The organism is Nonomuraea angiospora (genome assembly GCF_014873145.1).
In the GTDB taxonomy this organism is placed as follows: Bacteria; Actinomycetota; Actinomycetes; order Streptosporangiales; family Streptosporangiaceae; genus Nonomuraea; species Nonomuraea angiospora.
In genome coordinates this window covers 7,176,606-7,202,416 of sequence record NZ_JADBEK010000001.1, presented here as the reverse complement: position 1 = coordinate 7,202,416, position 25,811 = coordinate 7,176,606, and the positions used below count along the sequence as shown (strand labels likewise).

Genomic DNA, 25,811 nt, shown 5'->3' with positions numbered 1-25,811 from the left:
ATTATGAGCTACACGATCGGCCGCCTGGCGAAGCTGACCGGCCTCCCTGTGAAGACCATCCGCTTCTACTCGGATGCGGGCGTGCTGCCCGAGCGCGAGCGCACTCCCTCCGGCTACCGGCTCTACGGCGACGAGGACCGGGCGCGGCTGGAGCTGATCCGCACGCTCAGGGAGATCGGGGTCGACCTGGCCACGATCCGCTCGCTCGGCGAGCGCGCGCTGAGGGACGTTCTCGATCTCCACCTCAAGGCGGTCGAGACGCAGCTCAAGTCGCTCCAGCGGACCAGGGCGGTGCTCAGGGCGACGCTCGCCCGCGACGGCGATCCCGCCGAGGAGGACCTGAGCCGGCTCCACGCCCTCGGCCGGCTCGGCACGGCCGAGATGGAGATCCTGCTGGACGAGTTCGTCGACGAGGTCGGCGGCGGCGTCGAGGCCCGGCACGAGTGGCTGACCCACATGCGCGACGCCATGCTCCCCGAGCTGCCCGAGGAGCCGACCGTCGCGCAGCTCGACGCCTGGCTGGAGCTGGCCGGCCTGCTCGCCGACGAGGACTACCGCGACACCCTGCGCCGGCAGAGCGCGGAGTTCTGGGAGGAGGACCGCGATTTCGACGCCTGGCACGAGATGAACGTCCAGATCATGCGCGAGGCGCTGACCGCCTCGCGGGCGGGCATCGAGCCCGGCTCACCCGAATCCGAGCCGATCCTCGATCGGATCCTGGCGGTGATGGGGCAGAGCCGCGAGGGGCTGCTGCGCACGTTCGAAGAGCACGACCCGCGCGCGGCCAGGCTGTGGGAGCTGGTGTCGATCATCGAGGACAGGCCGCGGCCATCGGAGCAGGCGATCGCGTACGGCTGGATCGAGGCCACGCTGCGCCACCTCTCGGCCGCCCCAGGAGAGACCTGGACGCAGAACCGGCAATAGAGCATCTCGTCTTCCTTCCGCGCCCGCTGAGCAAGATCGCGCGTGTTCCCAGCGGGTGAGCGCGGTGCGGTGGAGCAGCGTGGCGGCGTACGCGGTCGCGAGGGCCTCAAGCAGCGGGGCGTGGTGGGAGCGGTAGCTCCACAGGGGCACCTGGGTGGCGTTGCGGCCGGTGAGGGCCGCGGCGCGGCGGATGTGGGCGTAGCGGACGGCGAGGGCGAGCGCCTGCCGGGCGCCGCCGAGGGCGGCGGCGCTCATGCAGAACTTGCCGGTGGTCACGCGCGCGATGGAGGCGAGCAGGCGCAGGCGGCGGTTGCCGATGTCGCTGCGGAAGGTCCCGTCGGAGTCGAAACGACCCTGGGGGCCTTGCAGCAGCGCGTCGGGGCCGAGGCGTACGTGGGTGAACGTGGTCAGGCAGTGGTCGATCGGGGGCCCGATGCGCGGTTGCAGGAGCTGGACGCGCACGCCGGGCGCGTCCATGGGGACGAGGAACAGCATGACGCCCTCGTCGGCGCCCTCCACGAGGAGCCGGGCGGAGACGACGCCGGTCTTGGGTCCGCCGGCGGGGCTGGTGTTGGGCATGAACTGGCGGCGGCCGTACCGGGGGTGTGCAGGACGAATCCGTGCCGGTCGCGTACGGCGGTGGTCTCGAGCTGGGCGGCGTTGTTGCCGTAGCCGAGCTCGGTGCACAGGAAGGTGCCGATGCGTTCGTACCCGATCAGGGGGCGCCCGTGATCGGCGAGACTGCCCAGGAACAGGTTGTAGTGGATGCCGGCGATGGCGGCCAGCCCTCCGTCGACCGCGCCCGCCCATTCGTGGAAGGCGGCAAGGCGCTGGGGATCGTCGACGAATTTGGCGACGTCGTCGATGGCGGCGTTGACGTCGCGAAGCCGCCGGTAGGTCAGCTCGACGCGTTCGGCGAAGGGCAGGTGCGGCTGCGGGGCGAAGGCGGGAGTGGCGAACAGGGCGCGCCAGGGCTCGTGGAGGTCGGTGAAGTGGTGCCCGAAGAGCGCTGCGGCGAGGTGGGACGGCAGTGCGAGCAGGTTAAAAGCCGACAGAAATATCCACTCCTGTCGCACCGTATTTAAAGCCTGTCCCGCGCCGTTCTGTTACGTACTGTCCCGGCGCGGTCACGGACCCTGGGGAATGGTCGACCTGACCATACGCCGCCGAGACCGACTCGATTCATACCGTAATCGTCTATGTCCATCATTATTGGATGGGGCAGAGAGTTTGGGCAGGTTGCGGGCCTGTTCGGCCTATTGCAGGCTCATCTTGCCCGGCTTCGGGCCGATTCCGGTTCGAGTTGAGTGACGCCCGGGGGTGCTGTTACCTTCGCACGGTGGACGACAGGCGTGCACGGGCGGAGATAATCGAGGACTTTGCGGCGATCCTGCGGGAGTTACGCAACGCGGTCGGCAACCCACCTTTCCGTGAGATGTCCGGTCGGTCGGGGGCCATTTCTCACACGACGTTGCATGAAGCCACCAAGGGTAATCGGCTCCCGAGTTGGGAGACCACCGTCGAATTCGTCAAGGCGTGCGACGCGGACCCGGCCGCGTACCGCGAACTCTGGGAGAGCGCGAACCGGGCGGTCAGATCGACGAGCGCCGGGGACCCCTCGCTGGACCGTCCGTCCGGTGAACTCGCAGTCTTGGCCGCAGGCGCCGTGGAGCGTAGTGCCGTGCGCCTCGCCGTCGAGTCACGAGTCCTCCCGCCGGCCGGCGAGACCTCGGCATCCGTGCCTCCTTCCCCTCCACCACCGCCACCGTCCGGCGAGTTCGCGGGCGACGTCCAGCCTCTGCCGGCTGCGCCGGAAAGCAGGCGACGATTACGGCTGAGCCGATCGGCCGCGTTCGCGGCAGTGGGTGTCATCCTGGGGGCGACGGCCCTCGTCGTGGCCGTCGTCAATCGCGGCTCCACGCCCGGCGGGCACACCCTGCATCCGACCGGCAGCCCTTCGGCTGCCGCGCTGACCCCAGCCGATTGCCCGGTGCGTTCGACCAACCCGCCTTGGGCCCCGCCGTTGTACAAGGGCGACGCGGCCGTGTTCATCGAGGACGTCACGCTCAACGACTGCACGCGCGTCCGTCCCGGCAAGACCATGACCAAGGTCTGGCGGCTCAAGAACACCGGGACCGTGCCGTGGAAGGGATATTCGCTGCGTCGCCTCGACCTCACGCAGCAGGCCGACCAGTGCCAGACCATCGCCGACGTGCCGATCAAGGACACGCTGCCTGGCCAGACGGTCGACATCCAGACCGACATCACCACGGCCAGGAAGCCTGGCTTGTGCTACGTGCGATTCAAGATGGTGGACGCTTCCGGAGCGGTCGTGTTCCCCGGAAGCCGGCCGATCAACTTCCAGATCATCGTCGACGGACTCTAGTTCCCCGACGCGCGTGGCACGGCGGGGAACCAGAGTCGGACGGTCTCAGGGGAGTCAGGAGCCGAGAACGATCCCTGTGTAGTAGTGCTGGAGGATCCTGGAGTAGCTCCAGCCGGCTCGGGCCTTGTCGCGGGAGCCGTACTGCGACATCCAGTCGCCGTCGACCCAATTGCCGCACGCCGTCGTCGTGGAGCAGTACTGGGCCCGGAAGATCTTCCCGCTGCGGGTCAGCCGGGTGCCCCAGGTCGCGTCCACTGCGGCGTTCGTCACCGCCTTCGCGGAGCCGGGCTTGTACACCTGGCTCGACGTGTGGTCATAGACGTCGAAGCACCGGCCGTCCGCCGTCTTGCGGTTGGAGTGCAGCGCCCAGTACCAGCCGAAGTTCTTCACGGCCATCGCCCCGGCCTTGAGGGACTCGCTCGGCCAGCTCGACACCCACTCGTTGGGCAGGACGTTCTTGACGTAGGTCTTGAACTCCACCCGCTCCACGCGATCGAGGGACTTCCGGTACACGAGGATCGTCGTGGGCAGCTTGGTGTCCGAGCCGTCGGTCTTGCACCCGGTCGGCGTCGGCGATGTGGAGCTCAGGAACTCGTGCGAGGCGTTCTGGTTCTTGAGGGTGGCGTTGAGGTTGCCCTTGGCGCCTGCGGCGAAGTCCTGGTAGGTGCCGGTGTGGCCGCTGTTGAAGTAGACGCGGACGGTTTTGCTACTGCGGTTCCAGACGGAGGCGGCGGCGTTCTTGATGCATTTGCCCTTGCCTTCGCCGGGGCCCTTGAAGTCGTAGCAGGTGGGTTGGGTGGTGGCGTAGTCGTCGATCGATCCGGTGAAGTCGGAGACCGATCCTTGGTTGTTGCTGTTGAAGTAGTAGCAGAATTCGCCGGTGTCGCAGACGCCGTCGCGCTCCGCGGCCGAGGCAGGCGTCGCGGTGGCGAGGACCGTCCCGCCGAGCGTCATCGCGGCGGTCGCCGCGGCGAGCCGCGAGATCAGCCGGACAGTTCGTAAAGGCACAGGTGTCTTCCTCTTCATGTCGGTGACCGCGAAGCGCTATCGGACGGTGTAGCCCTGGGAGTTCCAGAACGAGGTCGGGTTCGGGTTCTCCAGGTGCGGGTCGCCGACGCTCTTGGCCGCACGCGTCTGCTGTCCGAGACGCATCTCGACGTGGGTGTGCGCGGATGAACTGCTCGACACTCCGCGCCACGACTCGGTGGCGATGACCTGGCCGCGGCTGACCTGCTGGCCCACGCGCAGGGAGGACACCGGAGCGGAGTGCAGGTAGATCACCGTCTTGTTCGCTGCGGCGTTGTAGACGGCGATCGTGGAAAGTCCCGCCCTGCCGGTGGATCCGCGTACGACGTTGATGACCTTGCCGGCCACCAGGTTGTAGACGTTCGAGCCGATGCCGCGGGCGATGTCGATGCCTTCGTGCCGGCCGGAGGTGGAGGTGTAACCGTCGAAGCCGCAGGTGATCGAGGCGCTGGCCTTGTAGAGCGAGGTCGACATGTTGCTGCGCGTCGGTGATGACGACGGGCTGAACTGGTGCGAGGCGTTCTGGTTCTTGAGGGTGGCGTTGAGGTTGCCCTTGGCGCCTGCGGCGAAGTCCTGGTAGGTGCCGGTGTGGCCGCTGTTGAAGTAGACGCGGACGGTTTTGCTACTGCGGTTCCAGACGGAGGCGGCGGCGTTCTTGATGCATTTGCCCTTGCCTTCGCCGGGGCCCTTGAAGTCGTAGCAGGTGGGTTGGGTGGTGGCGTAGTCGTCGATCGATCCGGTGAAGTCGGAGACCGATCCTTGGTTGTTGCTGTTGAAGTAGTAGCAGAATTCGCCGGTGTCGCAGACGCCGTCGCGCTCCGCGGCCGAGGCGGGCGTCGCGGTGGCGAGGACCGTCCCGCTGAGTGCCATCGCGGCGGTCGTCGCGGTGAGGATCCTGGCGAGCGTTCTCATGTTGTTCTCTCTTTCTGTTTGCGGAGTGTGGTTTCGGACGGACGAGTCAGCGGCGCCGGTACTCCTCCCAGGTGCGGATGCTCACCTTCGGGCCGTCGTCCGGGCCACGGCCGGCGAGTCCGTTCAGGCCGAGGTAGTAGTCACCGATCTGGTGCTGGGCCTGGCCGGAGAGGCTCGTGTCGCTGATGGCGACGGCGTGGATGTGCCACGGCCAGTCGTCCTGCTGGGGGTTGCGCAGCCAGGCCGCGAAGCCGACCTGGCGCAACGTGCGGACGGCGGCGGTGCGGGTGGCGGAGCTCATCCCCTTCACCGAGATGTCGACGACACCGCCGCCGTCGTGGGTGCCCGCCGACGTGGGGTCGCCACCGGGGTTGTACGAACCCTGGTCCAGCTTGAGGTCGCGGCCGAGCAGCCGCTTGGCCTCCGCCAGCATGCTTCGCGTGCGGGCGTTGACGACGAAACCGCCGGTGGACACCCGGGCGCCCGGATCGATGACGTCGGTGACCTTGAAGCGGCCGGTACCGAGCTTGGTGAGCGACGTCTTGCCCGGCAGGCCGTTGGCGTCGAGCCCGCTGAGGCCGAGCGACTTCTGGTAGTTCGCGTAGGCGGTGACCGTTGTGGTGCCGAAGTAGCCGTCCACCCACTTCGCGTCGAGAAGACGCAGGTCTCGCAGCGCCTGCTCGACGAGGAGCACGCTGGCCTTGGCACCCGGGGTCAGCGTGCTGTCGGGCCGCCGCGGGTCGATCTGGGCCGCCTTGACGGCGGCTTCCATGTTCAGGCTCGGAAGGGCCTCAGCGTCAGCCCTCTGTGCCGCCGACGCCTCGGACACTCCGGTCGGCGAAGCGAACAGGACGGCCGCCATGAGGGCAGCGGCGCGTGAGGGCAGCTTCATTGGTACTCCTGGTTCAGGGGGTGGGGCGATTCCTGGGTGGCGGGATCCAACGTCTCGGTTCGCCCGCGTGTCCGGTAGGAGATCGGTGTTGTCAGCCTGTTCGACAGGCTTGTCCGTACGGGCGGACGCGCCGTCCGACGGCGAGAAACGCCAGTTCAGAGGCGATACGCGGCCCGCGCCCGGTCAAGCTGATCCCACAGTTGTCCACGGCGGCCACTTACGAGGGCGGCCCCGCTCTACGGGGCCCCGACCGCTCAGCAGCGAGTACGAAGGGACCTCTTCTAGCCGCCCAGCCGGATGATCCCCCGCGTGGCCGCCACGGTCACGGCGGCGGTGCGGTCGTCGACGTCGAGCTTGGCGAAGATGTGCAGCAGGTGGGTCTTGACCGTGGCCTCGCTGATGCACAGGTGGGCGGCGATGGCCTTGTTGCTCATCCCCTGGGCGACCGCGCCCAGGACCTCGATCTCCCGGCCGCTGAGGGCGCCGGGCGCGTCGGCGCGCGCCCACGACAACACCCGGGTCGCCACCGCCGGCGACAGGGCGCTCTCCCCCCGGGCCGCCGCCCTGATGGCGTCGAACAGCTGCTCACGGCGGGTGTCCTTGAGCAGGTAACCGATCGCCCCGGCGTCGATGGCGCGGGAGATGTCGCTGTCGGTGTCATAGGTGGTCAGGACGATCACTCTTGCCCCGGGGTCGTGCTCGCGGATCCGGCTGATCGCTGACGCGCCGTCGAGCTCGGGCATCTGCAGGTCCATCAGCGTGACGTCCGGCCGCAGGTCACGCGCCAGCCGTACCGCGTCCGAGCCTGAGACCGCCTCGCCGACCACCTCCAGATCGTCCTGGGTGCCGAGCATCGCCCGGATGCCGTCACGGACCACCGGGTGGTCGTCGGCGATCAGGACCCGGATCGCGCCCGGCGCGGTCATCGCGCCGCCACCGGGAGGCTGGCCACGATCGTGGTGCCCTCCCCGGACGCGCTTTCCACGAGGAGCGTGCCGCCGAGCTGCTCCATCCGCTCAAGCATGATCAGCAGGCCGTGGCCGGCGGTGGCCCGCTCGGGATCGAAGCCGTCGCCGTCGTCGTGGACATCCAGCACGACCAGGTCCTCCATGTACGACAGGGTCAGGGTGACCTGCTCGGCGCGGGCGTGGCGGCGGGCGTTGGCGACCGCCTCCTGCGCCACGCGCAGCAGTTCCACCTGGACGTGCGCGTCCAGGGGCCGCCGCGCCCCGGTGATCACGGTGTGGGCGTCGATGCCGGTCTCGTCGGACAGCCGGCCCGACAGCCGCCGCAGCGCCTCCGGCAGGCCGCCGTCGTCGAGCTCCCCGGGCCGCAGCGCCCGCACCACGCGGCGGCTTTCCGCGAGGTTCTCCCTGGCCGCCCGTAACGCCTGCGTCAGGTGCCGGTCGTCCGGCAACCGCTCCTGCGCCGCCTCCAGCAGCATCACCACGCTCGCGAACCCCTGGGTCAGGCTGTCGTGGATGTCGCGGGCCAGCCGCTGCCGCTCGGCGGCCACGCCCGCCTGCCGTTCGGCCGCCGCCCGCGCCTCCTGCGCGGCCTGCAACTGGTCGATCAGCTCCTTGCGCTCGGCGCTCTGCCGGGCCACCGAATGGAAGTATCCGACCGAGGCGGCCGCGCTGATCGCGATCAGCGCGGTGATGGCGATCTCGGTCCAGGTGATCGACCCGCCTTCGTGGTAGCTGTGCCACAACCAGCCCCCGGCGCACGACAGCACCGCGACCAGCCCGATGCGCACGGCGTCCAGGCAGTACGGCACGAGCACGCTCAGGCAGACCACCAGGAAGGACGAGTCGATCGCGAACAGCCCCAGCCAGAGCAGCCCGCCGCCGACCACGTACGGCAGGGGCACCTCACCCGCGGGAGGCGTGCGCAGCACGAACCACACCGCGTACCAGGCGGCCAGCCCGGCCACGAGCGCCACCGGCAGGACCTGGCCCACCTCCATCAGCGGCCCGGCCGAGGTCAGCACCAGCCACGAGGCGAAGAAGGCGTGCTGCCACCGGCGCCGGGACCGCTCCCAGGACTCCACAGCACCGACGATAATCAGTCGCCTGCCAGTCCGGCATCAACCAGTCGACTGACCGGGCGATCGGTGCCCCGCTCGATGTGCGCGCGGCCGCACCGGAGCGAGACTCGACGGCGTGACAGCCATCCCCAGCCCGTCCCAGGCCGTCTGGCACCTCGGCCCGCTGCCCATCCGCGCCTACTCCCTGCTCATGGTGCTCGCCGTCGCCGTCGGCATCTGGGTCACCCAGCGCCGCTGGACGGCCCGCGGCGGCGAGCGCGGCGCGGTGGGGGACATCGCCACCTGGGCCGTGCCGTTCGGCCTGGTCGGTGCGCGGATCTACCACCTGGCCACCGACTGGCAGCAGTACTTCGGTCCCGGCAGGAACCCCCTGCGCGCCTTCGCGATCTGGGAGGGCGGGATCAGCATCTGGGGCGCCGTCGCCGGCGGCGCGCTGGGCGCGTGGCTGGCCTGCCGCCGGCGCGGCATCCCGCTGCGCGACTTCGCCGACGCCGTCGCGCCCGGGATCGCGCTCGGGCAGGTGATCGCCCGCTGGGGCAACTGGTTCAACCAGGAGTTGTACGGCGGACCGACCACCCTGCCCTGGGCGCTCGAGATCGACCCCGCCCACCGGCCGCCGGGCATGGAATCCACGGCCACCTACCACCCGGCCTTCCTTTACGAGTCGTTGTGGAACCTCGGCGTGGCCGGGCTCGTCCTCTGGGCCGAGCGCCGCTTCAGGCTGGACCGTGGCCGGGTGTTCGCCCTGTACGCCGCGGCCTACACCACCGGCCGCGCCTGGATCGAGTGGCTGCGCGTGGACCCCGCCCCTCTCCTCCTGGGATTGCGCTTCAACGTCTGGACCGCCCTGCTGGTCTTCGGGGCGGCGGTCACCTACCTCACCGCCACCCGCCGGACGCGGCTTACCCGGTGAGTTGGCTCTTGTAGAAGACGGTCGCCTGGAACTGGTCAGGACTGCCACTGATCTTGCTGGAGAAGCCGAACGCGAGGCGCGGGCCGTCCGGCGATCGCCAGATCGCCATTCCCTGAGGTTCGCGACCGGGCAGCGACTCGCCCGCCCTCGTCCGGTACACCTCCTCGACCGAACCCCCGGTCTTGTTCATGTCGAGACGGACCAGGTAGGACGGCTTGGCCGGGTCCGAGGGCTGCGCGGGCGGACCACCGTAGGAGAGGTACGCGTACTGGCCGTACGAGGTCACGCCCTGGAAGAGGTCGGAGTCGGAGAGACCGAGCTGGGCGTTGGTCGGGAGGGCGCGCATGGTGAGGACGGGAGTGCTGTCGCTGATGCCCTTGTCGAGGACGGCGGAGAGGTCGAACAGCGCGAGGCGCCACGGGCTCGTCGTCCCCATGTACCGGACGAGCAGCCGGTTGGTGTAGGGATCGATCGACGGCCTCGGACAGTCCCGGAAATCGGAGAGGCGGACCGGGAAGTTCCGGATCCCCGCGTCCTCGGCGTAGTCGAGCAGGCCGCCGTCGCTGTACTTGATGCGGCAGATCGTGTGGCTGTTCGGGGCCGTACCGGGGGACAGGCTCCTCCAGTCGCCCGCGAGCCACACATACGGAGAGCCGGACGTGTCCGGCTGGATCGCCATCGACGAACCGTGGTCGAACCCGTGGAGCGCCATGGCGCCCAGCACCTTGCCGCTCAGGTCGGTCCTGGTCAGCCAGAGGTCGCCGTTCGTGCTCCCGACCTTGCTCTGCGCGAAGTAGATGTGCCCGTGGACGTGGTCGAAGGCGAAGGACTGCATCGCCCAGTAAGGCTGGTGAAGCGTGGCCCGCACAACGGGATCGCCGCCGGCCCCCTCGAACACGAAACGCTGGGATGTCGGGACGGTCGCGGACGCCGGCTCGGCCGCGAACAAGGAAAGGCCGCCGCTGACGGCGGCGGCCGCTATCCCTGTACCGGTTCGGAGGAGCGTGCGACGACTTACGGCAGATGCTCCGTCGAGTGGGGTATTTTCGCGCAAGTGCATCACCCTGCCAGTCGTTCGGCTGATTCGGTGGATCACGATCAACGTAGCAATCGGACCGATGGGTGTCCCGCCCGGAAATATGGTTTCTTGCTGGGAACCGGGGCTTCGCTACCTCGCCGAGTGCGCGTGACTCTGTGTATCGTGCAATTCCGCCCGGCGACTCCCGACCGTCCGGGCAGCGGGGACCGAGGTGACACGGTGGACTCAGCGACCGATGGACGGCGCCCGCCGGGGCGCCGGGCGGGCTTGGGGTTGTTGGCGCAGCGCTTCCGTACGGAGGCGTTCGCGTTCGTCATGGCCACCGGGATCGTGTCCAAGGCGCTGGACAAGGGCGGCACGCGGGTGGCTTCCGCGGCGCTGCTGGTGGTGGCGGGAGCCGGTTTCGTGACGTTGGCTCTGGCGTACGGATGGAGGCTGCTGCACCGGCGGTATTGGCGGTGCTGAGCTACGGCGTGCCGCTCCGGCTGATCGTCTCCGGCGAACGTCACCAGGCGGACGGGAACTGGTTCGTGTGGGTGGTCGGCACCCAGTCCGTCGCGGTCGCCACGGCGATGCCGGCCAGGCTCTTCCCCGGCGGGGCACTGGCGCTGCCGCGATCAGCGTCCTGGCCGGGGCGCAGCTGCTGAACCTTCCGCCGGGCGTCGGCGTGGTGCCGCGCGAGTTCATCGCCGGGGTGTCGCTCATGCTCTGGGCGTTCTGCAGCTGGAGAACCGCGCGCCGCGCATGCCATGACAGCACGTCACACGCCGGAAGCCGATTGACACCGGCGCCCGAGGGCAGGGTGACCTGGAGCTTTCCCGACAAAGCCATCCATGGGGGCGTGGAGGCGTGAATCTGGCCGAGAAGCTGATCAGCTCGCATCTGACCGCCGGCGAGATGCGGCCGGGCGAGGAGATCGGGCTGCGCGTCGACCAGGCACTGATCCAGGACGCCACGGGCACGATGGTGATGTTGGAGCTGGAGGCGCTGGGCCTGGACCGGGTACGCACCGAGGTGGCGGCGCAGTACGTCGACCACAACCTCCTGCAGTCCGACGAGCGCAACATGGCCGACCACCTGTTCCTGCGCTCGGCCTGCCGGCGCTACGGGATCTGGTACTCGCCGCCGGGCAACGGCGTCTCCCACCCCACCCACATGCAGCACTTCGGCGTGCCGGGACGGACGCTCGCCGGCGCCGACTCCCACACCTGCGCCGCCGGCTCGCTGGGCATGCTGGCGATCGGCGTGGGCGGTCTGGAGGTGGCGATGGCCATGGCCGGGCAGCCGCTGCATGTGACCATGCCACGGATCTGGGGGATACGGCTGGCGGGCGCGTTGCCGGATTGGGTGAGCGCCAAGGACGTCATTCTGGAGTTGCTGCGCCGCCACGGGGTGTCGGGCGGCGTACACAAGATCATCGAGTACCACGGCCCGGGGCTGGGCGCGCTGAGCGCGATGGACCGGCACGTGATCGCCAACATGGGCGCCGAGCTGGGCGCCACCACGTCCGTCTTTCCCTCCGACGCGCGGGTCCTGGAGTTCCTGGACGCCCAGGGACGGGCCGGCGACTACGTGGAGCTGGCGGCCGATCCGGACGCCGGATATGACATAGGGGACGAGATCGACCTGTCCGCGGTGGAACCGCTCATCGCCGGCCCCGGCTCGCCGGGAAACGTGCTTCCGGTGCGGCAGGTCGTCGGCGAGCCGGTCCACCAGGTCGTGGTGGGCTCGTCGGCCAATCCGGGTTTGCGTGACTTCGCCGTGGTGGCGGAGATGTTGCGCGGCCGGCAGGTGCATCCGCAGGTGTCTCTGGAGATCAATCCGACCTCGCGACAGGTCCTGGCCGACCTGATCAAGACCGGCGCGCTCACCGCGCTGATCGAGTCCGGCGCCCGCATCCACCAGACCGGCTGCCTGGGCTGCATCGGCATGGGCCAGGCTCCCGCCGTCGGCCGCAACAGCCTGCGCACCTTCCCCCGCAACTTCCCCGGCCGCTCGGGCACCCACGACGACCTGGTCTGGCTCTGCTCGCCGGAAACCGCCGCCGCGGCGGCGCTCACCGGCACCATCACCGACCCGCGCGACCTCGACCTGGCTCTCCCGGCGATACGGCAGCCGCGCATCGCCAGCGCCGTCACGACCCCGCTGCAGAGACCGTTGCCGATCGCGGAGGCCCGCCAGGTCACCCTGGTCAAGGCCGACAGCATCGGCTCGCTTCCCGAGCTGGACCCGCTGCCGGACTCGCTCACCCTGCCGGTCCTGCTCAAGGTCGGTGACGACGTCTCCACCGACGAGATCCTGCCTGCCGGGGCGCGGGCGCTGCCGTACCGCAGCGACATCGCGGCGCTGGCCGACTTCGCCTTCGGACAGCTCGACGAGACCTACCCTCGGCGGGCCCGCGCCGCGGGTCCGCACACCATCGTCGGCGGGCGCAACTACGGCCAGGGCTCCTCCAGGGAACACGCCGCCATCGTCCCCCGCTACCTCGGGCTCCGGGTCGTGATCGCCAAGTCCTTCGCCCGCATCCACTGGCAGAACCTCGCCAATTTCGGCGTCCTGGCGCTGGAGTTCACCGACGAAGCCGGCTACGACCGCATCGCCCAGGGCGACGAGCTGCGGCTGGACGGGCTGCGCAAGGCGGTGGAGACCGGAGACGAGATCGACGCCGGTGGCGTGATCCTCCGGCACCGCCTGTCCGCCCGCCAGCGCGCCATGGTCCTGGCGGGTGGCTGGATTCCCGAGGTCAGGCACGCTGACGATCGCTAGGCACGTCCTCCTGGAGGACGACAGTCCGGCCTGTCGGCCGCCGAGCCCGGCTCATGGACGGAGGAGGGAGATCGCCACCAGGCAGGAGTCGGCCGGACCGCCGCGTCACTAGCGTCGAAGCATGCGATCTGATCTTGGCGTCTTCCTGAAGGCGGCTGTGAGCAGGCCCTTGGTGATCGGCGCGTTCGCCCCCACTTCGGAACCGCTGGCCGCGCAACTGGTCGAGGTGGTGCCGAAGCGCGGCGCGCCGACCGTGCTGGAGCTGGGTCCAGGGACCGGTGCGATCAGCGAGCTGATCAGATCGCGGCTGCCGGCCCAGGCGCGGTTCGTGGCGGTGGAGACCGACCGCGCGATGGTCGATCATCTGGCGGAGACCCGTCCGTGGCTGGAGGTGCTGCACATGGACGCCGCCGATCTGGGCTCACGCATCGGCGAGGGCGAGGTGGACGCCGTGGTGAGCGCGCTGCCGTGGACGCTCATCCCGGAACGGGCCCAGGGACGCATCCTCGAGGCGATCTCGCGCGTCCTGGCGTCCGGCGGCAGCTTCACCACGATCGCCTACCTGACCGGCACCCGCTTCGGCCCGGGCAGGCGGTTCCGCGGGCGGCTGGGCGCGGCCTTCGACGAGGTGCTGACGACCAGAACCGTCTGGCGCAACCTGCCGCCCGCGCGCACGTACGTCTGCCGCCGCCCGATCGCGGCCACGCAGCAACGGGGCAGCAGGTCGGGGAGCCCTTGATCGACCACGACCGCTCGGTGCACGCGGTCGCAGTGCCGCCGGACGGCCGCCTGGCAGTTGGATTCGGCACGGAGCCGGCCCTACTGGACCCTCGCTGACCCCGTCCTCCCCAGCCCAGCAGCACGTAAGCCCGAGGCCGACCTGCGCTCGCCGCCGACCCTCACCGTCGCATCTCGGGGCAGCGCCATCGACAACCAGAATGTCCTGGCCCGTTGATTTGTAAGCCTTCAGCCGGTTCTCACCAAGTACGGGTGTAGATCGACGAAGGGAGCAAGGCCGGTGCGTCTCAAACGGGGGAAGCTCGCTACCGACCCTGTGGCGTTCGAGGCCTTCTATCGGCGGCACATCGACGCTGTCACACGTTTCCTGTCACGCCGGGTCGACGACCCGCACACGGTCGCCGACCTGGCGGCCGACGTGTTCCTCGCGGTGTTCGACTCCGCGCACACGTACCGCCCGGGCAAGGGCAGCGAGATCGCGTGGCTGTACGGCGTCGCGCGCAACACGCTGTCGTCCGAGCGGCGGCGGGCGCTGCGGGAGTCCCAGCTCACACATCGTGTGAGCGGGCGGCGTCCGCTCGACGGAGACGACGTGTCCCGGTTGGAAGAGCAGATAGACGCGGAACGGCCCGCCCGGGCGGCCTTCGAGGCCATGGCCGGATTACCCGAAGGGGAGCGCGCTGTCCTGGAACTGGTGGTTCTGGAGCAGCTCACGCCGTCAGAGGCGGCGGTAGCGCTGGGAATCCGGCCGGGGACCGCCATGGTGCGGCTGCACCGCGCCCGCAAGACGCTTCGCGACCTGCCCTTCGTCACGGAAGGAATCCCACGATGAGATTCGAGGAGCAGTTGCTGATGGACCTCAAAGCGGAGATGACCGCGCGGAACGAACGCAGCCGTCGCGTCGGCCGCCGCCTGCTCGCGGGGGCGGCGGTGGCCGGGCTGGCGGCCGTGGCGGCGGTGGCGGTGCCGCTGCTGACCGGGCCTGAGCCGGCGTACGCGGTGAGCGAGAACGCCAACGGCACCATCACGGTGGAGCTCAAGGAGTTCAGGGACGCCGACAAGCTGGAGCAGGACCTCAAGGATCTGGGCGTGAACGCCGACGTCACGTACCTCAAGCCCTACATGAAGTGCCAGAACGACCGGGGCACGCTCGTCGGCGGCGGATACGACACTCCGGAGGAGTGGCGCGAATCCGTGCACTACAAGGTCGCCAGGCCGGGGCCGAAGGGTTTCGTCATCGATCCCCGCCACGTCGGGAAGGGGCAGACGGTGGCGCTGGAGTTCACCGAGAACCCGAAGGGGCCGTTCAAGTCGCAGCTCAAGGCGTCGGTGATCGAGGGCACTGTCAAGCCGTGCGTCCCGGTGCACGACCCGACGCAGCTCGGCTGACCGGAGGGGACGCACCTGCGGGAAGGGATCAAAAGCCGCGGTGCCGGGCCGGTCGGCCCGGCACCACCGTTGTTCATGCGAACGAGAAATGGCCGATATGAACGACCTACGGCAGTCTTTCCCCGCAGCCGACCAGCTCACCGCGCTCGGCACCTCGCCGAGGCCGGCATCCACACCGCGCTGACCGGGATTCGGATGCCACGGATGGACTCGATCATCGAGCGAAACCAGCACCGCGCTCGGTTGGGGGCGTGGATGATCTCGTCAAACAGCGGTTTGGTCATGCCCTGCTCGCAAATCCCGCCGTACCGCTTCGTCGACGCGATGGCCCATGACGACAGTGAGGACCCCGAGCAACATGCCGGCCACCGCGAGGGCGCCGATGACGTCAAAGCCCCACTCCAGCACCGCCGCTGAGAGGACCAGGGCGAGGCCCGTCAGCGCGTGGACCGTGCTCACCCGGCGGGCTCCGGGCGTGGCGCTGTAGCGGTCGAGCGCGACCCCGGCCGCTCGTTTGCGAGCCACCCGGGCCCGCGTGGAGGAGATCGCGGCCAGGGCTTCGCGCGCGGAGGGTCCGTCACGGCGGCCGGAAGACTCTGCCTTCTGTTCCCAGGCGTGAACACATATAGTGATGCTAACTGCACTCACTGTCATAATCAGGCGGATGTGGCCCGGATCTGGAGCGGTGAACCGCGTTGCCGGGCGCGCCCCGCCGGTCGGCGAGTGGTGTGCCCGCCCGCCGGCGGAAGGGTGTCCGTCGGAGAGGCGTACCAGAGGAAAGGGGATTTTCCGTGAGTCGTGCACTGATCATCGTCGATGTGCAGAAGGACTTCTGCGAGGGCGGCAGCGTTCCGGTGAAGGGCGGCGCGGATCGAGCCGCCGCCATCGCCGAGCTGGTCCGGAGCGCCGACGGGCAGTATGCCGTCGTCGTCGCCACCCGTGACCACCACATCGACCCGGGCGCCCACTTCTCCGACAACCCAGACTTCCGGGACTCATTCCCCGTGCATTGCGTCGTCGGTAGTGAGGGAGGCGAGTTCCATCCGGAGTTCGCGCCCGCCGTCGACTCCGGGTACGTCGACGAGGTCTTCTACAAGGGCGCTCACTCCGCCTCCAAGAGCGGTTTCGAGGGCTCGACCCAGGACGGCACGACACTGTCCGCCTGGCTCAAGGCCCGTGACATCGCCGAACTCGATGTCGTCGGCATCGCGACCGATCACTGCGTGAAGGCCACGGCACTGGACGGAGCGCGCGCGGGCTTCGCGGTGCGGGTCCTGCTCGACTACACGGCCGGCGTCGCTGCCGACACCACGCGCACCGCACTGGACGAACTGCGCCGGGCCGGTGTCGCGCTGAGCGGCGAACCTGTCGTCGCCTGAACAGGCCGGTCCGGCCTGTTCGCCGGCGGCAGGGCCTTGCCTTTGCCGCTGCATGCCGTCGACCGTGACGGCCCGGAACTCCTGCCTCACCTCGCGTCAGTGTCGGCCGTTGCCCTTGCCCTTGCCCTTGCCTCTGCCGGGGTGCTCGGCGCTGTGCCCGGCTGGGACGTGACCTCTAACGGTGGTCGCCTTCTTGGCCTGGCCCGGGGGCACCGAGGCTTGAGCCGCGGGCGCGCCGGCGTGCGCGGCGCGGCGCCGTATCGAGACCTGCTGAGCTTGCGACGCTCCGGGGCGAGATGCCGTCGCGACCGTTGTGGTGGGCTCGGGCGCCGGTGTGGCGGGGGGCGCGGCAGGTGTGGTCCGAAGCCGGTCGCTGGGTTGCTGTACGGCTGCGGGCGGCCCGGGTGGGGCGTCCGCCCAGAAGCCGGCGGCCAGCGCGCCGACCGCGAGCGCGGCCGCTACGGCCACGTGCCGTAGCTGCGCGCGGCGCTCCTGGCCGGGCAGACGGGCGCGCTGAGACCGGATCTGCGCGCGCCGCTCCTGGCCGGGCAGGCGGGTGCGCTGAGACCGGCGGTGGCCCATGTCAGGCAGGGCGCCACCGCTCGTCGCAGGCAAGCCGGGGTACGACGGCAGGCCCGGCGCACCGGTTGCCGGTACGGCGGCGGGCACGATGTCCCCGGTTTGTGGCAGGCCGTCAGGAGGCGAGGCGGAGATCTGCTCAAGATGCCGGCGGGCGGCGCCGATGCTCATGCGGCGCTCCGGGTCTTTGTGCAGCAGGCCCGCGAGGAGAGGTGCCAGCGGCCCGGCGCGCTCGAACGGGGCCGGGTCCGCGGTCAGCACGGCGCTGATCGTGGCCAGCGCACCACCTTCTTCGAAGGGCGGGCGTCCCTCCACCGCCGCGTACAGCGTCACGCCCAGCGACCACAGGTCGGTCTGCGGTGTCGGCGGGCCGCCGCGCGCGCGTTCGGGGGAGATGTAGGCGGGCGTGCCGACCACGACGCCCGCCCCGGTGAGATCCACCGGCCGCTCCAGGCTGGTGGCCAGGCCGAAGTCGGTGAGCACGGCGTGGCTCTGACCTGCCTCCAGCAGGATGTTGGCGGGTTTGACGTCGCGGTGCACGATCCCGGCGGCGTGCGCGGTCTGCAGGGCGTCCAGCATCTGCAGGCCGATCCGGGCGACCACGGCGGGCGGCAGCGGCCCCCTCCCGGCGAGCACGCGGGCCAGGGTGGGGGCCGAGACGAGCTGGAGCACGATCCACGGCCGCTCGTCGGCTTCCACCACGTCGTAGACGGTGGCGATGTGCGGGTGGGACAGGCGGGCGGCCAGGCGGGCCTCGCTCATGGTACGGCTGAGCAGAGCCTCGCGTTCGGACGGCGGCCGCTCATCGAGGGTGACCTCCTTGACGGCGACCGGGCGGTCCAGCAACTCGTCGTGGCCGCGCCAGACCCTGCCCATGCCGCCGCGTCCCAGCTCGGCCTGGAGGCGGTAGCGCCCGGCCAGCAACCAGCCTTCATATCGCGAAACCGACATAACGCCCGGCCTACCCGATCACTTGACGCTCATGCAGCCGTCCTCGAGAAGCTGCCGTCGAGGACCCCGCGAACCCCGGACAGCACGACGCAGGGCAGCACCGGCTGCGGTCGATGAGCCGTTCGAGGAATCGCCACCTCCGATACGTTGGCCGTATGGTGACTGCCCCTCCGGATGCCCGCCGAGTTACTCAGCCGACGCCTTCTCGGCTCGCATGGCTGGACGCGCTGCGCGGCATCGGCGCCCTCGCGGTGGTGGGTGAGCATCTGACGACCTGGGCCATGCCCTGGTTACGCCCGACTGCGTTCAACCTGGGCATATACGGGGTGCTGGTCTTCTTCCTGGTCAGTGGCTACATCATCCCCCACTCGCTCGAACGGCACGGTGACGTGCGAGCGTTCTGGATCGGCCGCGTGTTCCGCCTGTATCCGCTCTACCTGGCGGTCATCGGCCTGGTGGCGGTCCTGTCGCCGTGGATCCCGCTGCGTCCGGAGGTGCCCAGGGACGCTTCGGCGGTGGCCGCGCACGCCACGATGCTGATGGACGTGGTGGGGATGGGCGGCGTGCTGAACACCATGTGGACGTTGTCGTACGAGATGGTCTTCTACCTGCTGACGGCCGCGCTGTTCGTCGTTGGCGTGCGCGACGGGCAGGGCCTGCTTCCGGTCGTGTTCGCGCTGATCGGCGCTGTGGCCGGTCTCGTCCTGTCCGGGGCGCCGCTGTCGGGGCCGTGGCCGGCCTGGGCGTCGTTGGCCGTCTTCGCGGTCGGCATGGCGTGCGTGCTGTCCGGGCGTGCCGTCAGAGTCGGCGTGGTGGTGCTGGGTGTGATGGCGCTGGCGTTGCTGTTGATGAGCAGTCGCGTGCCGTGGTTCGGCGCGGCGGTCCTGGCGGTGATGTTCGTCGGCACGGCGGTTCATCGGTGGGAGCGCGGGCAGGGCCGGCTGTGGCCGGTGGCGATCGCCGCGGTGCTGGTGGCGTCGACTCCCATGTGGGCGCTGAACGCGGGTTGGTGGTGGGTGCGGCCGCAGGTGTGGAGCCTGACCATCGTGCTGGCCGGCGTCACCTTCGCGGGTGCGATGGCGTTGCGGGCCCGTCGCGTGCCCGCCGTGCTGGTCCGGCTCGGCGTCATCAGCTACTCCCTCTACCTGGTGCATCTGCCGGTCCTCCTCGTCGTCATGCACCTGGTCGGGGAGATGCGCTGGGCGCCGCTGCCGGCGCAGATCGGCATCGGCGTGGTCGTGCTCGGGGTCGTGATGCCGCTCAGCTGGCTGAGCCACCGCTTCCTGGAACAGCCGATGCAGCAGCTGGGCCGCCGGTTGGCCGACCGGTACGGCGGCCCGTTGCGTACGACAGCATGAGGAAGTGCACGGCCAGGCGGTGGCGCGTACGGCAGCGCTGAGTCACTCCCGAGATGTCCCACGGCAGACGCCTACGCACAGCGGCGGCTCAACCTGCGTCACGCCCGCCTTGGCCTTCATGCGGATGCTGTGGTAGATCATCATGCTCCCGTTCATAGGTGCCGAACGTAGGGTCATACCTTCCGCGCCGGCGAAGGCCAGCCGCTGCCGACTTCGCGCATTGCGCCCTTTCCTTCTCGTTCCCGCGCAGGTATTGGAGTTCGCGTGTCCACTGCGACCATGTCACGGGCCGTTCGCCGCCGCTGGCGGTGGGCCCTGTGGAGTCTTCTCACCGTGTCGGCGATCGGCATCACGCGAAACTGGCCTGGGCGGCGCGCAGAGTTCGTACGATCCGGCGTTCCGGATCCAGCGACAGCGCCACAGAGCGCTCGAGAAAGGCCGCCGCGGCTGCCACGCCGCCGCGTGCCTGGGCACGCCTCGCGCACCGCTCCAGCTCGTCGGCGACGTCGTCATCGGGGCCGGGACTGGCTTGGGCGCGCTGCCAGGCCCGGCGGTCCGGCGCCGTGATCGGGTCGGTGACCGCCGCCAGCGCCTCGTGCGTCGCGCGGCGTTCGCCGGCGTCGGCGGCGCGGTAGACCGCCGAACGTGCCAACGGGTGGCAGAAGCGGACGCGGGTACCGAACTCGACCAGTCCCGTCGCGTCCGCCTCCGCTCCGGCCGGTGCCACATCGAGGTTCAGCTGACCGGCGGCCGGCCAGAGCAGGCCAGGGTCGCCGGTCGGGTCGGCGCTCGCCACGATCAGCAGCAGCCTGGCCTCGGCGGACAGACCGGCCAGCCGGGCTCGGAAGCCGTACTCGATCCGGGTCGGCACCGAGGACACCTCGGGCGGGACGAAACCACCGGCGCGGGGCAGCTCCAACAGCGCCAACGGGTTCCGTGGGCCTCGGCGACGAGCCGGTCCCGGAGCTGATCATCGAGGGGGAATGGACTCCGCGTCGTCAGCAGAACCTTGGCGTCCTCGTCGCTCAGACCGCGGACGGCCAGCTGCGGCAGCTCGACGAGGTGCTTCAGCATCGGCACACACAGTTGGTGCAGCGCGGAGTACGGAAGTTCCTGCTCGAACTCCGACCCGGACGTCCGGACCACCCGGAACCCGGGCGCCGCATGTCGGGCGTATTCCAGCAGGGCACTCTTGCCGATGCCCGCCTCGCCTTCCAGCACCAGCGCGCCGCCCTGTCCCGTACGAGCAGTGCCGGTCAGTTCGTCGACGCGCTGCTGTAACTCTTGCCTGCCGACGAGCACATCGGTTGTGAACGCGGGAGTCCGCATAACGGGAACCGTAGGCGATCGCGTGTCCGGGCTCCACCAACCTGTGTGGTGCATGAGGCGGCGGTCACGCCTTGGCGTGCACCCGACGGGCGGCGACCAAGGAGGCCACGACGAGAGCGGTGAGCACGCTCCAGTACAGGAAGCCCCGGGCGCTCGTCACAAGCAGGTTCTCGGCCAGGTAGACCAGGCCGGGAAGCAGGTAGACGGCCGCCGCCAGCGCCCAGCGGCCGTCCCTGGCGGCCAGCGTGGCGGCCAGCACCAGCAGCAGGGCCGCCACCTCTGCACCGGCCCGCGAGACGACCCAGACGGGTTCGTACGTCGGCACCTGCGCGAGCTGCAGCGCCCAGCCGGCCAGCGGGACAAGCAGCCACCGAGGGGACCGGCCGGGCATCGTCGCGCCCCACCATCGGCCCTTCCCTGCCCGCCGAACGGCGAGCACCGCCGACGCGGCCGCGACCACCCAGTAGGGCGCGACCGGCGCGAGGTCGCCGTACATCGGACCCATGGTGAACACCGGGATGCCGAGCCACGGGATCATGGGCCAGCTCGCCGCCACCGCGGCGATCGCCGCAAGGGGAGCCGCGAGGCGCAGCCATCCCCGCACGAGCGCCACCATCAGGACGATCCCGAGCGCCGCCCACGCCGGGTAGTTGATGTACGGCAGGACGGGAAGCTGTGCGAAGGTGACAACCGCCACGATCAGCGCGCCGAGGTGCAGGCCGTCGGTCCACGCCGGCACGCCGGACGTGCGGGTGGCCCGGACGCGGACGGTGAACCCGCCGGCGAGGAGATGGAGCGTCTCGCGGAGTGACGGCCGTCGGGCCCCGGGCCGGGCCGCCTCCATCAGCGTGCCGATCAGCTCCTCGCCGTGCTCGGCGCGGTACTCCTTGGGGTAGGCGCGCAGGAGGCGGCGGTACCGCAGTTCGAGAACGTCGTTCATACGCTCGTCACCCCGCTCGGCCGCAGGACGAGTGCGGCGGCACGCTGCAACCGGGCCGCCTGAGCACGGACGGCTCGCACGCCATCGTCGGTGATCCGGTAGTAGCGCCGCGGACGCCCGTTGACGGTCTCCTCGCGGTCCAGCCGCACCCAGCCGGTCTCCGAGAGCCGGTCGAGGGCGCTGTAGAGGGTGCCGACGGCGAGGTCCACCTCGCCGAGCGACTGGGTTCGGGCCTGTTTGATGATCCCGTATCCGTGGAGCGGTTCTTCCATCAAGGCGACGAGGATGAAGTACGTCGCCTCCGTCATGCCGATCACGGCCCCGACTATATATCGACCGTCGAAGTATGGGAAGAATTCCGGATCTTCATGAGCCAAGGGCGCCAGCGGCTGAGGGGTAGAGGTGGTCGGTGGATCCCATCAGAACCGGACGGGCGAAACGGGAGGAGGGTAGGTGAACGCCTGTGGCACGTGCGGCAAGGGCCAGAGCGCTGGAGACGGGATCGTCGGGGAATTCGAGCTGGTCGCCGTCGATGTCCATGCCGAGGTCCTCGACATCCGTCTGGAGCCGGTCAGGGCCGGCCCCCTTCCGAAGGGAATAGGCGTACAAGCTGAACGTGGTGATCTGCCGGCCGTCGACGCAGTAGGTGAAGCCGTCGTTGTTGATGTTCACGTACATCGCGGCCGCGGAGGTGCCTGCGGACAGCAGCTGGGTCTTGTCGTAGACGGTTCTCGCCCAGCCGTATTCGATCAGGACGGTTCCGCCGCTGGCCGCGTAGGCCGCAACGCCCTGCCCCGAACCGCTCGGAGAGCCTGGGGTGACGTGGATCCGTCGCAAGGCTTCCTGCGGGGGCAGCTCCCGTACGAAGCCGGCACAGAGCCATATCTCGTCGGCACCGTCGGTGAACTCCTCGCAGAGCCATTCGTAGGTCGCCGCCATCACGCTGCTCATCCCTGCGCCTTCCACGGAAGTCGTATCGAGGTGATCGTGGCAGGGGCTGCTGACAACTTCGCTCGTGGTCATCCTGGTGGCATGGATCCTGCTCACCTCGATCCGCCAATTCGGGGAAGCGCTTGTAGGAACCTTCCAGGACTTCAAGGTCGCAACGGCACGTTCACCGATGGCCCGGATACGGGCGTGAGCCGGTTGATGTACCGCTGCCTCTCCCCTGAACGCGTCATGGGGTCAGGACCGGACCCAGCCGGGGAGGCCAGGAACGGGGCCGGGGAGTGGCTTGCAGGTGGAGACCTTGGACTGGGTGGGTGGGATGGCGGGGCATCGAGCGCCTGGGGCGGGTAGTTCGAGGGAGACGAGGTAGCGGTCGATGCCGTTTACGGCGCATTGGCCGTGGTCGTAGATACGGTGGCCTCAGCCTCCGTAGGTGAACAGCCTTCCGGCGCGGCCGAGTTGCTGGGCCGTGCTCACCGCCCAGTTGTAGCCGGTGGCGGGGTCGTGCAGGGCGTTGGCGATCAGGAGGGTGGGGCCGGAGACGCGAAGGGGATGCTGGGGGTTGGGGATGGGGCCCTGCTGTCCCAGGCAGGCGGCCATGGTGGCGAGTGCCTCGGGCTCGGCTTGCATGTCGGGGGCGATGCGGCGGGAACTGGCCAGGTGCGCCGCGTGCTCGCGATAGTCGCGAACCGGCAGCAGGTAGTCCAGGCAGAAGACCTGGGTGGCGTCGTTGACCACGTCCTGGCCGACCAGCGGGGTGAGCAGCGATTTCGCCTGGCCTTCGCCGCTGTCGACGGTGGCCAGGAAGTCGGCCAGGCCGCCAGCAGGTCGGCCCACAGGGTGCGGATGTCGGTGCCGTGCAGGGCGCAGGTGGAGGTCTTGTTGCACCATTTCACGAACTCGTTGAAGGAGTCCCGGGTGGTCCAGGCCTGGGCGGCCAGCTCCTGTGAGCACGGGATGGGGTGGCTGCCCGCCACTCCGCGCGGGTCGAAGCCGACGATGTCGAAGCGGCTGGTGATCTGCGAGGAGAAGGGAAGCCGGTCGCGCAGCACGATCTGCTTGCCCGAGCCGCCGGGCCCGCCGGGGTTGACGAGCAGTGAGCCGATCCGCGCAGAGGGGTCGGTGGCCTTGCGCCGGGCCAGCGCGAGTCCGATCTTCTCGCCGCTGGGGTTGCTCCAGTCCAGCGGTACGGCCAGCGTCCCGCAATCGACGCGGACGCCCTCGGTTCTGGAGCGGTGCAGCCGGCGCACGCGATCGCTGCCGGGGCCTGGCGACCCGGCTGCAGCCCGGCAGGGGCTGACGAGCGACGCGGTCAGGTGCGCCTCCGGCGTCCCGATCGCGGCGAGAACGGGCTCCCACCCGGTCGACGGGCCTTACCCCCGGTCGCCGGCGGCGAGCTCGGCGTGCGCCTGGTCGAGGTCGGCTGCTCATCCTTGCTCTGATCTGGGCCCAATCGCTTCCCGGACCGAGAAAGGCGAGGCACCATCCTGGTCCAGCCCTGTCGGCCGGCGCGCGGTCGGGGTGATGCGGATGCCCGGACTCCGGCGGGCCGGGGTCACGCCTCGGGGATGCGGCGGATCGCGATGAGGGCGGCGTCGTCGCCGAGGCGCCCGCCCACGTGCTCGAGCAGGTCGTCACAGATGCGCTTGAGCAGGCCCGCCGGCTGCTCCCCGGTCCAGCAGGCGGCCTTTTGCTCCAGAGGGAAGAAGGCGCCCGTGGTGTCGCGGGCCTCGATGACGCCGTCGGTGTAGAGCAGGAGGAGATCGTCCTGCTCGAAGGGGAAGTCGGTGGGCACGTACCGCGGGTCGCAGAGCGCGGCAAGGCCCAGGGGTGGCGCGGGCCGGCTGGCCTCAAGGGAGATGACCCCTCCCTGGCGCAGCAGGAGTGGCGGCGGGTGGCCGCAACTGACGATCGACAGCACCGGTCGCTCGTCGGGGATCTCGATGACCGCGGCCGTCACGAAGCTCTCCGCGTACACCTGCTCCGCCGCCTCGGACTGGCTCTGCGTGAGGTCGAAGCTGTCTTCCAGGTCGGCGACGAGATCGGGTAGCTCCGTGCTCCGGCGGGCGGCCTCGCGGAACGCGCCGAGCAGGGTGGCGGCCTCGGAGATCGCGGGCAAGCCCTTGCCGCGAGCGTCCCCGATGATCAGCCGGGTGCCGTGCGGTGTTCGGACGGCGGCGTAGATGTCACCGCCGATCTGGGCCTCGGCCTCGGCGGCCAGATAGGCGGAGGCCAGGTGGAGCGGCCCGAGACGTTCAGGAACCGGCCGCAGCAGGGCCGTCTGCACCACCGCGGCCACGGAGCGGACCTGCGTCAGCTCGCGCCGCTGGCGATCCCTGACCACGGCGAACAGCACGACGAGGGCCGAGACCACGACCAGGCCGCCCAACCCGACCTGGACGTTCAAGCTTTCGAACGCCTTATCGTGTATGCCGACGAGGACTTCGGCCGCAATGGCCAGGGCGCCGATGGCGGCGGTGAGCCGAGGGCTGGCGAAGGACGCCGTGATCGCGGGGGCGACCACCAGCAGCGGTCCGAGGTGAACGTTCGGAGGGGTCACGAGATCGGTGAGCACGATCAGGGCGATCAGGATCAGCGGGACGCCGACGAGCTTCCGACTGTCCAACGATGAGAGATCTGGCAGCCGGCGCGGGAGTCCCTTTGGGAGCTTCACGCTCTCTGTCTACATCTGTCCTGGGTGCGGGCGAGACCCCTGCAGGTGGATTCTTTAAGTCAAGCTGTCCGAGATCTACCGCGCCTAGGGCATCCCGCTCGAAAACACGGTTTTGTGCTGTGAGCTGGGACTCTGCTACGCGATCAGAACGGCGGCTGCGGGGTGTCAGGGAGATGCCCAGCGCAGCCGGCCAGAGCACGATGGCGAACGGCAATACCTGCTCGCCTTTCTCTTCGTGGGCTTCGATGAGTGCGTTCTCTCCGACCTTGTCCTTCAACGTCTCGCCACTGCTGATCGACAGCGGCACGGCGGCCAGTGCGATGGTGGCGACGAACAGCACCGCCGGCCACAATCGGCGCGCCGCGGCGGGCCAGAACGCCATCAAGATGGTGCCGAGCGCCGCGAGCGGCACGCATACGACGGCGGCGTGGACGACCAGCGGGTGCAAGGGCAGGCCGAAGAACATGTCCGCCTCCTGCCCGGCCCGGCGCCAGGCGCCGGCGATCGCGGCTGATGAGAAGTGCCGATGGTCGCAGGCGGTGCTGGCGGCCATCGGCGTCTGACATCGAGCGGCCGGGGCCTTGGTCACCTCCTCGCGGGTGAGCCCGTACTGGGAGGCTG

At 69.8% G+C, this 25,811-nt stretch carries 27 protein-coding genes and 2 pseudogenes; 14 read left to right on the top strand and 15 right to left on the bottom strand.

The genetic code is table 11. The features are described 5' to 3' along the window. Window positions 1-3: 3 nt before the first annotated feature. Complete coding sequence (locus tag H4W80_RS32660; protein WP_192788587.1) at window positions 4-924, top strand: MerR family transcriptional regulator; 921 nt, start codon at window positions 4-6, stop codon at window positions 922-924. 48 nt (window positions 925-972) lie between these two features. Here H4W80_RS32660 and H4W80_RS64695 read toward each other — a convergent pair. Continuing rightward, a pseudogene (locus H4W80_RS64695) lies at window positions 973-1,179 on the bottom strand (acyl-CoA dehydrogenase family protein); the annotation flags it as partial. 365 nt (window positions 1,180-1,544) lie between these two features. Between H4W80_RS64695 and H4W80_RS32655 the strand changes: the two are divergent. Together H4W80_RS32655 and H4W80_RS32650 are read left to right on the top strand one after the other, a co-directional pair. Continuing rightward, window positions 1,545-2,009 carry a hypothetical protein gene (locus H4W80_RS32655; protein ID WP_192788586.1) on the top strand — a complete coding sequence of 155 codons (465 nt, stop codon included), beginning with the start codon at window positions 1,545-1,547 and terminating at the stop codon, window positions 2,007-2,009. Between the two features lie 254 nt (window positions 2,010-2,263). After that, complete coding sequence (locus tag H4W80_RS32650; protein WP_192788585.1) at window positions 2,264-3,310, top strand: NBR1-Ig-like domain-containing protein; 1,047 nt, start codon at window positions 2,264-2,266, stop codon at window positions 3,308-3,310. 54 nt (window positions 3,311-3,364) lie between these two features. On the opposite strand, the gene H4W80_RS32645 is transcribed toward H4W80_RS32650, so the two are convergent. From H4W80_RS32645 to H4W80_RS32625, 5 genes are all read right to left on the bottom strand, one after another. Then, on the bottom strand, window positions 3,365-4,318 hold the full coding sequence (locus tag H4W80_RS32645; protein WP_192788584.1) for a SpoIID/LytB domain-containing protein: 954 nt from the start codon (window positions 4,316-4,318) through the stop codon (window positions 3,365-3,367). Window positions 4,319-4,354: 36 nt separating this feature from the next. Further along, the gene (locus tag H4W80_RS32640; protein WP_192788583.1) at window positions 4,355-5,248 is read right to left on the bottom strand and encodes a peptidase inhibitor family I36 protein; all 894 of its coding nucleotides are present in this window, start codon (window positions 5,246-5,248) and stop codon (window positions 4,355-4,357) included. A 46-nt stretch (window positions 5,249-5,294) separates the two neighbouring features. Continuing rightward, window positions 5,295-6,020 (bottom strand): peptidoglycan-binding domain-containing protein, encoded by a 726-nt coding sequence (locus tag H4W80_RS32635; RefSeq protein WP_225963803.1) that lies wholly within the window; start codon window positions 6,018-6,020, stop codon window positions 5,295-5,297. Between the two features lie 401 nt (window positions 6,021-6,421). Next, on the bottom strand, window positions 6,422-7,066 hold the full coding sequence (locus H4W80_RS32630) for a response regulator (RefSeq protein ID WP_192788581.1): 645 nt from the start codon (window positions 7,064-7,066) through the stop codon (window positions 6,422-6,424). Beyond that, window positions 7,063-8,190 (bottom strand): sensor histidine kinase, encoded by a 1,128-nt coding sequence (locus H4W80_RS32625; RefSeq protein ID WP_192788580.1) that lies wholly within the window; start codon window positions 8,188-8,190, stop codon window positions 7,063-7,065. The genes H4W80_RS32630 and H4W80_RS32625 overlap by 4 nt, the downstream gene beginning before the upstream one ends. Before the next feature lie 112 nt (window positions 8,191-8,302). On the opposite strand from H4W80_RS32625, the gene lgt reads away from it, so the two are divergent. Further along, a complete protein-coding gene (lgt, locus tag H4W80_RS32620) occupies window positions 8,303-9,100 on the top strand; it encodes a prolipoprotein diacylglyceryl transferase (protein ID WP_192788579.1) in 798 nt (265 codons plus the stop codon). Here lgt and H4W80_RS32615 read toward each other — a convergent pair. Then, on the bottom strand, window positions 9,090-9,935 hold the full coding sequence (locus H4W80_RS32615; protein ID WP_225963802.1) for a phage baseplate protein: 846 nt from the start codon (window positions 9,933-9,935) through the stop codon (window positions 9,090-9,092). The two genes, lgt and H4W80_RS32615, sit on opposite strands and share 11 nt — an antisense overlap. Before the next feature lie 423 nt (window positions 9,936-10,358). Between H4W80_RS32615 and H4W80_RS32610 the strand changes: the two genes are divergently transcribed. The 8 genes from H4W80_RS32610 to H4W80_RS32575 all read left to right on the top strand — a co-directional run bounded on the left by H4W80_RS32610 (window position 10,359) and on the right by H4W80_RS32575 (window position 16,411). Beyond that, on the top strand, window positions 10,359-10,604 hold the full coding sequence (locus H4W80_RS32610; protein WP_192788577.1) for a hypothetical protein: 246 nt from the start codon (window positions 10,359-10,361) through the stop codon (window positions 10,602-10,604). Further along, complete coding sequence (locus tag H4W80_RS32605; RefSeq protein WP_192788576.1) at window positions 10,598-10,786, top strand: hypothetical protein; 189 nt, start codon at window positions 10,598-10,600, stop codon at window positions 10,784-10,786. The genes H4W80_RS32610 and H4W80_RS32605 overlap by 7 nt, the downstream gene beginning before the upstream one ends. Before the next feature lie 202 nt (window positions 10,787-10,988). Continuing rightward, window positions 10,989-12,905 carry an aconitate hydratase gene (locus H4W80_RS32600; RefSeq protein ID WP_318787169.1) on the top strand — a complete coding sequence of 639 codons (1,917 nt, stop codon included), beginning with the start codon at window positions 10,989-10,991 and terminating at the stop codon, window positions 12,903-12,905. Between the two features lie 121 nt (window positions 12,906-13,026). Further along, window positions 13,027-13,644, top strand: a complete 618-nt coding sequence (locus H4W80_RS32595) for a class I SAM-dependent methyltransferase (RefSeq protein WP_192788575.1) — start codon at window positions 13,027-13,029, stop codon at window positions 13,642-13,644. 279 nt (window positions 13,645-13,923) lie between these two features. Then, entirely contained in the window at window positions 13,924-14,475 is a 552-nt protein-coding gene (locus H4W80_RS32590; protein ID WP_192788574.1) for an RNA polymerase sigma factor, read from the top strand. Further along, a complete protein-coding gene (locus tag H4W80_RS32585) occupies window positions 14,472-15,032 on the top strand; it encodes a hypothetical protein (RefSeq protein ID WP_192788573.1) in 561 nt (186 codons plus the stop codon). The genes H4W80_RS32590 and H4W80_RS32585 overlap by 4 nt, the downstream gene beginning before the upstream one ends. A gap of 204 nt (window positions 15,033-15,236) precedes the next feature. Continuing rightward, window positions 15,237-15,449, top strand: coding sequence for a hypothetical protein (locus H4W80_RS61345; RefSeq protein WP_225963801.1), 213 nt, complete (start codon window positions 15,237-15,239; stop codon window positions 15,447-15,449). A 374-nt stretch (window positions 15,450-15,823) separates the two neighbouring features. Next, complete coding sequence (locus H4W80_RS32575; RefSeq protein ID WP_192788572.1) at window positions 15,824-16,411, top strand: isochorismatase family protein; 588 nt, start codon at window positions 15,824-15,826, stop codon at window positions 16,409-16,411. A 96-nt stretch (window positions 16,412-16,507) separates the two neighbouring features. Here H4W80_RS32575 and H4W80_RS32570 read toward each other — a convergent pair whose 3' ends face one another. Next, window positions 16,508-17,941 carry a serine/threonine-protein kinase gene (locus H4W80_RS32570; protein WP_192788571.1) on the bottom strand — a complete coding sequence of 478 codons (1,434 nt, stop codon included), beginning with the start codon at window positions 17,939-17,941 and terminating at the stop codon, window positions 16,508-16,510. 155 nt (window positions 17,942-18,096) lie between these two features. Here H4W80_RS32570 and H4W80_RS32565 point away from each other — a divergent pair, with 155 nt between their 5' ends. Beyond that, window positions 18,097-19,299 carry an acyltransferase family protein gene (locus H4W80_RS32565; protein WP_192788570.1) on the top strand — a complete coding sequence of 401 codons (1,203 nt, stop codon included), beginning with the start codon at window positions 18,097-18,099 and terminating at the stop codon, window positions 19,297-19,299. 349 nt (window positions 19,300-19,648) lie between these two features. Here the strand turns inward: H4W80_RS32565 and H4W80_RS61340 are convergent, their stop codons facing one another. The 7 genes and pseudogenes from H4W80_RS61340 to H4W80_RS32535 form a co-directional block, all read right to left on the bottom strand. Beyond that, entirely contained in the window at window positions 19,649-20,227 is a 579-nt protein-coding gene (locus H4W80_RS61340; RefSeq protein WP_225966532.1) for a hypothetical protein, read from the bottom strand. Between the two features lie 149 nt (window positions 20,228-20,376). Then, window positions 20,377-20,628 (bottom strand): annotated as a pseudogene (locus H4W80_RS61335) (AAA family ATPase); the annotation flags it as partial. A 64-nt stretch (window positions 20,629-20,692) separates the two neighbouring features. After that, window positions 20,693-21,568: a hypothetical protein gene (locus H4W80_RS32555; RefSeq protein ID WP_192788569.1), complete on the bottom strand. Its 876-nt coding sequence runs from the start codon at window positions 21,566-21,568 to the stop codon at window positions 20,693-20,695. After that, window positions 21,565-21,876 carry a PadR family transcriptional regulator gene (locus H4W80_RS32550; RefSeq protein WP_192793868.1) on the bottom strand — a complete coding sequence of 104 codons (312 nt, stop codon included), beginning with the start codon at window positions 21,874-21,876 and terminating at the stop codon, window positions 21,565-21,567. Before H4W80_RS32550 ends, H4W80_RS32555 begins: the two co-directional genes overlap by 4 nt. Before the next feature lie 58 nt (window positions 21,877-21,934). Further along, on the bottom strand, window positions 21,935-22,591 hold the full coding sequence (locus tag H4W80_RS32545) for a DUF6461 domain-containing protein (RefSeq protein WP_192788568.1): 657 nt from the start codon (window positions 22,589-22,591) through the stop codon (window positions 21,935-21,937). 345 nt (window positions 22,592-22,936) lie between these two features. Continuing rightward, window positions 22,937-23,353: an alpha/beta hydrolase gene (locus H4W80_RS63865; protein WP_318787168.1), complete on the bottom strand. Its 417-nt coding sequence runs from the start codon at window positions 23,351-23,353 to the stop codon at window positions 22,937-22,939. 718 nt (window positions 23,354-24,071) lie between these two features. After that, on the bottom strand, window positions 24,072-25,142 hold the full coding sequence (locus H4W80_RS32535; RefSeq protein ID WP_225963799.1) for a PP2C family protein-serine/threonine phosphatase: 1,071 nt from the start codon (window positions 25,140-25,142) through the stop codon (window positions 24,072-24,074). A gap of 221 nt (window positions 25,143-25,363) precedes the next feature. On the opposite strand from H4W80_RS32535, the gene H4W80_RS32530 reads away from it, so the two are divergent. Further along, entirely contained in the window at window positions 25,364-25,753 is a 390-nt protein-coding gene (locus tag H4W80_RS32530; protein ID WP_192788567.1) for a hypothetical protein, read from the top strand. Window positions 25,754-25,811 lie beyond the last annotated feature (58 nt).

What these genes read in the sequence shown, in the direction of transcription:
- H4W80_RS32640 (WP_192788583.1), bottom strand. Translation starts at nt 5,248, where the DNA reads ATGAGAACGCTCGCCAGGATCCTCACCGCGACGACCGCCGCGATGGCA.
- H4W80_RS32570 (WP_192788571.1), bottom strand. Translation starts at nt 17,941, where the DNA reads ATGTCGGTTTCGCGATATGAAGGCTGGTTGCTGGCCGGGCGCTACCGC.
- H4W80_RS32660 (WP_192788587.1), top strand. Translation starts at nt 4, where the DNA reads ATGAGCTACACGATCGGCCGCCTGGCGAAGCTGACCGGCCTCCCTGTG.
- H4W80_RS32555 (WP_192788569.1), bottom strand. Translation starts at nt 21,568, where the DNA reads ATGAACGACGTTCTCGAACTGCGGTACCGCCGCCTCCTGCGCGCCTAC.
- H4W80_RS32630 (WP_192788581.1), bottom strand. Translation starts at nt 7,066, where the DNA reads ATGACCGCGCCGGGCGCGATCCGGGTCCTGATCGCCGACGACCACCCG.
- H4W80_RS61345 (WP_225963801.1), top strand. Translation starts at nt 15,237, where the DNA reads ATGGACTCGATCATCGAGCGAAACCAGCACCGCGCTCGGTTGGGGGCG.
- H4W80_RS32545 (WP_192788568.1), bottom strand. Translation starts at nt 22,591, where the DNA reads ATGACCACGAGCGAAGTTGTCAGCAGCCCCTGCCACGATCACCTCGAT.
- H4W80_RS32550 (WP_192793868.1), bottom strand. Translation starts at nt 21,876, where the DNA reads ATGACGGAGGCGACGTACTTCATCCTCGTCGCCTTGATGGAAGAACCG.
- H4W80_RS32565 (WP_192788570.1), top strand. Translation starts at nt 18,097, where the DNA reads ATGGTGACTGCCCCTCCGGATGCCCGCCGAGTTACTCAGCCGACGCCT.
- H4W80_RS32615 (WP_225963802.1), bottom strand. Translation starts at nt 9,935, where the DNA reads ATGCAGTCCTTCGCCTTCGACCACGTCCACGGGCACATCTACTTCGCG.
- H4W80_RS32530 (WP_192788567.1), top strand. Translation starts at nt 25,364, where the DNA reads ATGCCCAGCGCAGCCGGCCAGAGCACGATGGCGAACGGCAATACCTGC.
- H4W80_RS32595 (WP_192788575.1), top strand. Translation starts at nt 13,027, where the DNA reads ATGCGATCTGATCTTGGCGTCTTCCTGAAGGCGGCTGTGAGCAGGCCC.
- H4W80_RS32585 (WP_192788573.1), top strand. Translation starts at nt 14,472, where the DNA reads ATGAGATTCGAGGAGCAGTTGCTGATGGACCTCAAAGCGGAGATGACC.
- H4W80_RS32635 (WP_225963803.1), bottom strand. Translation starts at nt 6,020, where the DNA reads ATGGAAGCCGCCGTCAAGGCGGCCCAGATCGACCCGCGGCGGCCCGAC.